Origin of the sequence: Butyrivibrio sp. XPD2006 (assembly GCF_000420865.1) — a bacterium.
GTDB lineage: Bacteria > Bacillota > Clostridia > Lachnospirales > Lachnospiraceae > Butyrivibrio.
Map to the genome: position 1 here is coordinate 42,497 of NZ_ATVT01000021.1, position 7,129 is coordinate 49,625.

The 7,129-nt window shown below is 44.2% G+C and carries 6 protein-coding genes and 1 pseudogene; 3 read left to right on the top strand and 4 right to left on the bottom strand.

Annotated features, from left to right (window positions below; translation table 11 throughout):
• The first annotated feature begins 144 nt into the window (after positions 1-144).
• Positions 145-630 (top strand): hypothetical protein, encoded by a 486-nt coding sequence (locus tag G590_RS0117225; protein WP_022766886.1) that lies wholly within the window; start codon positions 145-147, stop codon positions 628-630.
• On the opposite strand, the gene G590_RS0117230 is transcribed toward G590_RS0117225, so the two are convergent.
• Genes G590_RS0117230 through G590_RS0117245 form a run of 4 tightly spaced genes read right to left on the bottom strand, consistent with a single transcriptional unit; the run spans position 623 to position 5,013 of the window.
• Positions 623-2,053 (bottom strand): O-antigen ligase family protein, encoded by a 1,431-nt coding sequence (locus G590_RS0117230; protein WP_155828796.1) that lies wholly within the window; start codon positions 2,051-2,053, stop codon positions 623-625. The genes G590_RS0117225 and G590_RS0117230 overlap by 8 nt on opposite strands.
• Positions 2,038-2,781 carry an RluA family pseudouridine synthase gene (locus G590_RS0117235; protein ID WP_022766888.1) on the bottom strand — a complete coding sequence of 248 codons (744 nt, stop codon included), beginning with the start codon at positions 2,779-2,781 and terminating at the stop codon, positions 2,038-2,040. The genes G590_RS0117230 and G590_RS0117235 overlap by 16 nt, the downstream gene beginning before the upstream one ends.
• 3 nt (positions 2,782-2,784) lie before the next feature.
• On the bottom strand, positions 2,785-3,474 hold the full coding sequence (locus G590_RS0117240) for a response regulator transcription factor (RefSeq protein WP_022766889.1): 690 nt from the start codon (positions 3,472-3,474) through the stop codon (positions 2,785-2,787).
• Positions 3,475-3,498: 24 nt separating this feature from the next.
• The gene (locus G590_RS0117245) at positions 3,499-5,013 is read right to left on the bottom strand and encodes a sensor histidine kinase (RefSeq protein WP_022766890.1); all 1,515 of its coding nucleotides are present in this window, start codon (positions 5,011-5,013) and stop codon (positions 3,499-3,501) included.
• A gap of 153 nt (positions 5,014-5,166) precedes the next feature.
• Here G590_RS0117245 and G590_RS0117250 point away from each other — a divergent pair, with 153 nt between their 5' ends.
• Together G590_RS0117250 and G590_RS0117255 are read left to right on the top strand one after the other, a co-directional pair.
• Positions 5,167-6,747: a glucose-6-phosphate isomerase gene (locus tag G590_RS0117250; protein ID WP_022766891.1), complete on the top strand. Its 1,581-nt coding sequence runs from the start codon at positions 5,167-5,169 to the stop codon at positions 6,745-6,747.
• Between the two features lie 189 nt (positions 6,748-6,936).
• Positions 6,937-7,129, top strand: a pseudogene (locus G590_RS0117255) (IS5/IS1182 family transposase); the annotation flags it as partial.

The following is a 7,129-nucleotide window of genomic DNA, read 5'->3' on the forward strand; positions in this document are numbered from 1 at the left end:
CGTTTTTGTGTTCCTGATGATTTCATTCTATAAGCTCTGCCTAAAAATAACTTAAAACAGATATAAAGAAAAAATGATGCGTAATTATGATATACTAGAAATAGGGAAACACCGCTAAAAATACTTGGTTTCAAGGAGGTGTAAATGTATAAAAAAGGGGACAAGGTTATACTTCTGGATTACAGTGGAAAACCACTTGATCCGCCCGTGGTTGCAGAGATCGAGGAAGTTTACGGGGAAGACAGAGTGAGACTTCTTTTACCTGACCACGCATGTTGTTTGGAGTTCATTGATCGTTTTCAGAAAATAGATGACGATAAATATGAAGAACTGCTGCACAATGTAAGAAAAAGAGAGAAGGCCCTGGCTGTAGATCTTCAGCTGGACATCAGGAAGTTTGCTTCCAAGCATCCAAGAAGAAGAAAAGACGAGATATTCAATGTGTTTAATCAGGACAAACACTATGTATCCGTATTAAATGCGTATGCGGGCAGATGCCAGATGTACGGCGAAGAAAACATTAGCGAGCGCTTCTTATATGAATATAAGGACGCCCTTGCCGGGATCATCAGGACCAGAAGCTTCTTCCATGAGCTGGACGAAGACATTCCGGTTCCGAGTTTTAAGTGATATCTTCTCTGCAGGCACAAATGCCAATACCTATGACCAGCATAAGGTAAGGCGTCGATGTGACCGCCTGGAATGAAACAATTGAATTAAGAAAATATGCTATTACAGGGAGTGCGCAGATTGTTGCTGCGCGCTCCTTTTTGTTTTTGAAAAAAGTGCACAGAACAGTACTTATAAAGAAGAGATAGGTGACAACTCCCAGAAGGCCTCTCTCTATAAGCATGGTAAGAAGCTCGCAATGTGCGTTGGTAAGCACATTACCCGGGAAAGTATTCAGCAGTGAATCTGCTATTTCAGGAACGGAATACGCATAAGTATAAAAACCGTCCTGTCCCACACCCACGATCTTGCGCCAGGGCGAAAGAGTCCTGAACATATCAGCGCTGATGCTCCAGATAAGACCTCTACCGTTACCAAAGTTATAGCTGAAATTTGAGTAAAGCCAGTATCCTGCTGCCAGGATTCCGACAAAGAGCGCAACAATCAGTATCTCAGTATAGAGCTTTCCTCTCCACTTTGCGCTTATTTCCTCAAAAAGCCTTGACAGTCTGTACAGAAAAAAAGCTGCCGCCATAAGTATCAGCCCTTTGAACCCGCCGCAGAAGCTGACAAGCAGGTTACTCTGATAATTGTACAGACTACCAAAGAAAAGCATCAGTATATCCACGATCTCCATGGAAAGTCCCAGTATAAAAAACTGGACCGTCATCTTCAAAAAGCCCTTTCTGCTGCCAAGACTTCTAAGCATCAGCACAACAAACGCCCCAATGAGAACCAGTGCTCCACTCTCACTCCCCTGCGTAAATGTTGCCACAAGTCCCAGGACCTCATACAAAGCCAGCAGGAAGAAGGTCCGGGAAAAGAGCTTTTCCGTGTAGCAAAGTCCTATCCCCAAAGGCACAAATACCGAAAGAAAGCCCACATACCAGTTGACGTTACCTATGGTGGCTACAAATGAATTGTTCTGATTGGCGATCTGAACCGGATAAATCCTGAATCTCCCGAGTATCCCAAGAACGAATTCAAGGGTGGGAGTTATAAGAAGTGCTGCGATCATATACTTGGAAAAGCGCTCCGAAAAAGAGAGCACAAGTATGAAAAACAGCATGAGAAATACAGTCAGAAAGCCTCCTCTCCAGCCCTCAAGGCCAAAGAAAGAAACTGTTTTATTAATAGAGAATAAGAAGCTTAAGACATTTGAAAATAAAAAGGCAAAGGCAGCGTAAGTAACAAAGCTTTCTTTTATGACTCCGTCAAAGAGTCTTTTGTTCTCAAATAATATTAGTAAAAGCGCAAATACTGAGCTTACGCCAAGGTACAAAACGCCCTTGCTCTCCCCCAGCATGTAGTAGCCTTCCTTCATATAAAGAGGGAGGATGGTGCACATTATTATCAGATAACCCCGGGTCAAGTATTTTCGCAATGTAGTAATTCTCCTATGGCAGCATTCTTTGGTGTTATCTCAAACTCCACTTTCTTTTTGGTGGAAGGGTGTTTAAAGACATACTTATAAGCCACAAGGCAGACATCTTTTATTCCCGCCTTCATGGTATATTCTCTGCTCTTTTCATTCCCGTACTTGTCATCACCAAGAACAGGATAGCCTCTGCTCCCCAGCTGAACCCTTATCTGGTGAAAGCGCCCTGTAAGAAGATGTATTCGCAAAAGAGCCGTTTCATCTTTTGTAGCTATCACCTCATATTCAAGCTCAGCCTTCTTGGGCTCTCCGCCTATTGTTTCCACCTTATCATCTGTTGCAATATCAGCAAGACCATTGTCCGCCCGTCTTATAAGGTAATCCGTCAGATGCCCTTTCTTTTCATAGGGAATGCCATAGCAAAGGGCATAGTAATACTTATCGGTCCTGTGCTCTTTTATCTGCTGCGCCAGATCGGAAGCCGCCTTTTTTGTTTTGGCCAGCACAATAACACCCTCAACAGGCTGATCCAGTCTGTTCACAGTAGCAACATAGGGCGGCAAATTTCTTTGCCGCCCTTTGGTATTCATCCTATCTCTGCGAGCAAGATAGTTTCTTGCTGCGCTTACAAGGTCCATCCTTCCTGCCCTGGCGCCTTCCGTTGCCATACCTGCCATCTTGTGGCATACAAGAAGATCCTCGTCTTCATAAAGATAATCTATGCTGCTTGTCATTCATCATACCTTGAATCTGTATCCCACACCCCAGATTGTCTCAATGTACTGAGGATTGGATGTATCATATTCGATCTTCTCACGGATCTTCTTGATATGTACTGTTACGGTAGCAATATCTCCGATTGAATCCATGTTCCAGATCTTGCGGAAGAGCTCTTCCTTGGTAAATACGTGGTTAGGATTCTCAGCAAGGAATGTAAGAAGATCAAACTCCTTGGTTGTAAAGCTCTTTTCCTGATCATCTACATATACACGTCTTGCTGTCTTGTCGATCTTCAGTCCCCTGATCTCAACGAAATCGTTGTTCTCATGTCCTGAGCCGACAAGTCTTGAATATCTTGCCATGTGTGCCTTAACACGGGCAACAAGCTCTGAAGGGCTGAAAGGCTTTGTGATATAATCATCAGCTCCAAGTCCCAGTCCTCTTATCTTATCGATGTCATCCTTCTTGGCTGATACCATAAGGATCGGCACGTCTTTCTTTTCTCTGATGCGCTTGCATACTTCAAAGCCGTCCATTCCCGGAAGCATAAGATCAAGTATAACAAGATCGAAATCCTCTGCCAGTGCAGTTGCAAGTCCGGCATCACCTGTGTTCTCAATTGCTACCTCAAAATCGCTAAGCTCAAGATAATCCTTCTCAAGGTCAGCAATCGCCTCTTCATCCTCAACAATAAGTATTCTACTCATACACCCTCTCTGCCTTTCTATGGATTATTGTGTTTCATTAGCTACGGTTACTGTATCAGAGCTATCTGCAAACTCAACGTACTTCCTGAGCACGAAGTGCATGCAGGTACCTTCATTTTCATGGCTTGTTGCCCAGATATATCCTCCGTGGTCCTCAATGATCTTCTTGACGATTGAAAGACCGATTCCGCTTCCGCCCTGCTTGGAGTTACGGGAGGAATCCGTTCTGTAGAACCTGTCGAAGATATTGGGGATATCCTTCTGAGCTATGCCCTTTCCGTTGTCCTCTATCTCGACTCTCACAGAATCGAGCTCATCAAGGATCCTTATATCAATCTGTCCGGTTCCGTCATCTCTTCCGAGATACTTGACGCTGTTGCTGACTATGTTGTTGACCACTCTCTTGATCTGCTCGGCATCGGCAACGATCATCGTATCCGGCGTAGTAAGATTGGAGTAATTAAGCTTGATGGATTTACTCTCAAGGTCAGCACCAATCTCATCTATACAATCCCCAAAATACTCGCCGACATTTATCTTGGTGAAATTATAAGGGATTCTGTTGTTATCAATGCTCGAATACAATGTAAGTTCATTAATAAGGTTATTCATATCGTTGGCCTTGCTATTAATGATCTTAATGTATTTCTTCTGCTTATCAGGACTGTCTGCAACGCCCTCCAAAAGGCCCTGTGAGTATCCCTTGATAGCAGTGATCGGCGTCTTCAGGTCGTGGGAGATATTACTGATAAGCTCTTTGTTCTGCTTCTCCCTCTCAATCTTCTCTTCCGCGGATTCCTTAAGACGAAGTCTCATGTCCTCATAATTGCGGTACATGGCGCCAATCTCGCCCTTTTCCTTGGCATCCGTCGGCAGTACAAAATCGAAGTTTCCATCCTTAATATGTTGCATTGCAATGTTGAGCTGATTTATAGGTCTGAAGAAGCTTCGTCCCAGCCACATAGTAAGCAGCAAACTGGTCAGCAGCAATATCAGGATTATCGCAACACACATGTAGATCACTAACGAAGTAGTAAGTGCTGTTCGAATTGTAGATATAAAGTACAGACTACCTCTTTTCCCATCGGAAAACAGAAAGTCGATCTGTCTTACAAGATGCTTGGAGGAGGTATAATATATGCCCTCGATACTGTTACCATAGCCGGGAAGTTCATTGATGACCGCCTTGGCCTTGTCTCTGCTGGCAGCATAATAAAGCTCATTGCCCTTCTTGACTATGATGAATGAATATCTTGATTCCACCTGAGCATCCAGGTCCGAAAGAAATTGTTCGTTTTCCAGGATAAATGGATTAGATAACATATTGATGGCGATCTCTTTTACCAGCTCATCAGTCATCTCCGCAAACGTACCACCCGGATCGGAGATCATACCGTAGTCCAATACTGTGGAATACTGTTGCAGCTGCTGCTTATAAGCCATATAGCGGCCAAAGCCCATGAATGTACCGACGGCCAAAAGAAGAGGAATGATCACTATCGCCAAGGACGTAATTAAGAGTTTTGTACGAAATCTCATTGTGTCCCCCTAAGCCATAATTAAGTATATCATATTTTGGGGCAACTTAAGATATTTTTTATAGTTCTTTTGCTTGATATGAGACTTTCTCCATGCTACACTTTAATGCGGATAAAAAAACGTTTTCCACACGATAATATGGAGGCTTTAATAATGATCAATTGGAACAATCTTGATACCCTTGATTCCTTTAAGGAACTCTCTAATGTTTCCAGGGTTAACCTTCAGGAGGTTATGTCCGGAGAAAGCGGAGCTGACAGAGTTAAGAAGTATTCTGTACCCATGGCAGCAGGTCTTTCTTTCAACTACGCAGCAAAAGAGGTTAATGACGAAATCCTCGGCGCTCTTAAAAAGCTCGCAGAAGAGGCTCAGCTCTCAGAGAAGTTTGAGGCTCTTTACAACGGCGAAGTGATCAACACAGGTGAGAAGCGTCTTGTTCTTCACCAGCTCACCAGAGGTCAGCTCGGTGACAAGGTAGTTGCTGACGGCGTGGACAAGAGAGAATTCTACGTTAAGGAGCAGAACAGAATCGCTGAGTTTGCTAAGAAGGTTCACTCAGGCGAGATCGTAAACGAAAAGGGCGAGAAGTTCACAACTGTTGTTCAGATTGGAATCGGTGGTTCAGACCTCGGACCAAGAGCTATGTACCTTGCTCTTGAGAACTGGGCTCACAGAACAGGCAACTTCAAGATGGAAGCTAAGTTCATCAGCAATGTTGACCCCGATGATGCTTCAGCTGTACTGAACCAAATAGATGCTGCACATTCAATCTTTATTCTTGTATCCAAGTCAGGTACAACACTTGAGACACTCACCAACGAGTCTTTTGTTATAAATGCACTCAAGAACGCAGGTCTTGATGCTTCCAAGCACATGATCGCAGTTACATCAGAGACATCACCTCTTGCAAAGAGCGATAACTACCTTGAGGCTTTCTTCATGGATGACTTCATCGGCGGACGTTACTCATCAACATCAGGTGTTGGCGGAGCAGTTCTTTCTCTTGCATTCGGACCTGAAGTATTTGCTCAGTTCCTTGACGGCGCAGCTGAGGAAGACAAGCTTGCAGCAGGAAAAGATCCTCTTACAAACCCTGCAATGCTCGATGCTCTTATCGGTGTATTTGAGAGAAACGTTCTCGGATACGAGAGCACAGCCGTTCTTCCTTACTCACAGGGACTCAGCCGTTTCCCTGCACATCTCCAGCAGCTTGATATGGAGTCAAACGGAAAGAGCGTTAACCGCTTCGGAGATCCTATAAACTATGTGACAGGACCTGTTATCTTCGGTGAGCCCGGCACAAACGGACAGCACTCCTTCTACCAGCTTCTTCACCAGGGAACAGACATCATTCCTCTTCAGTTCATCGGCTTTAAGAACAGCCAGCTCAGGAACGATGTAGACATCCAGGGCAGCACAAGCCAGCAGAAGCTCTGCGCTAACGTAGCAGCTCAGATCGTAGCATTTGCCTGCGGCAAGAAGGATGACAATCTCAACAAGAACTTTAAGGGCGGACGTCCTTCAAGCATCATCATCGGCGATGAGCTTGATCCCAAGTCACTTGGAGCCCTTCTTTCACACTTCGAGAACAAGGTTATGTTCCAGGGCTTTGTATGGAACATCAACAGCTTTGATCAGGAAGGTGTACAGCTCGGTAAGGTCCTTGCCAAGAAAGTACTTGCTCATGACACAGACGGAGCACTTGCAGAGTACAGCAAGCTTTTGAACATCTGATGATCTTACGTAAACGAAGATAAAATTTAAGGGAGCTGATTTCAGCTCCCTTCAGACTGTAGACAAAGTCCACGGCATTCGCCGTGGATTTTTCTTTGTAAAAGTGTCATGAACCCAGTATTTATCTGGGATTGAGGCACTTTTTCTGGTATAATAGAAGTATCAAAGTTGGGAATGGGGATTGCCTTTATGATGACTTCTAATACCGAAAGAAAACGCGAACAGATGCAGTTTGTGAGCATGGATGACCTGGTTCCCCAGGACCACATGCTACGTCTTATCGATAAAGCCATTGACTGGTCATTTATATATGACCTTGTTGAAGATAAGTATTCATCCGACATGGGCAGGCCCAGCATGGATCCTGTCACTCTCATAAAAA

What these genes read in the sequence shown, in the direction of transcription:
- G590_RS0117235 (WP_022766888.1), bottom strand. Translation starts at nt 2,781, where the DNA reads ATGACAAGCAGCATAGATTATCTTTATGAAGACGAGGATCTTCTTGTA.
- G590_RS0117250 (WP_022766891.1), top strand. Translation starts at nt 5,167, where the DNA reads ATGATCAATTGGAACAATCTTGATACCCTTGATTCCTTTAAGGAACTC.
- G590_RS0117240 (WP_022766889.1), bottom strand. Translation starts at nt 3,474, where the DNA reads ATGAGTAGAATACTTATTGTTGAGGATGAAGAGGCGATTGCTGACCTT.
- G590_RS0117245 (WP_022766890.1), bottom strand. Translation starts at nt 5,013, where the DNA reads ATGAGATTTCGTACAAAACTCTTAATTACGTCCTTGGCGATAGTGATC.
- G590_RS0117225 (WP_022766886.1), top strand. Translation starts at nt 145, where the DNA reads ATGTATAAAAAAGGGGACAAGGTTATACTTCTGGATTACAGTGGAAAA.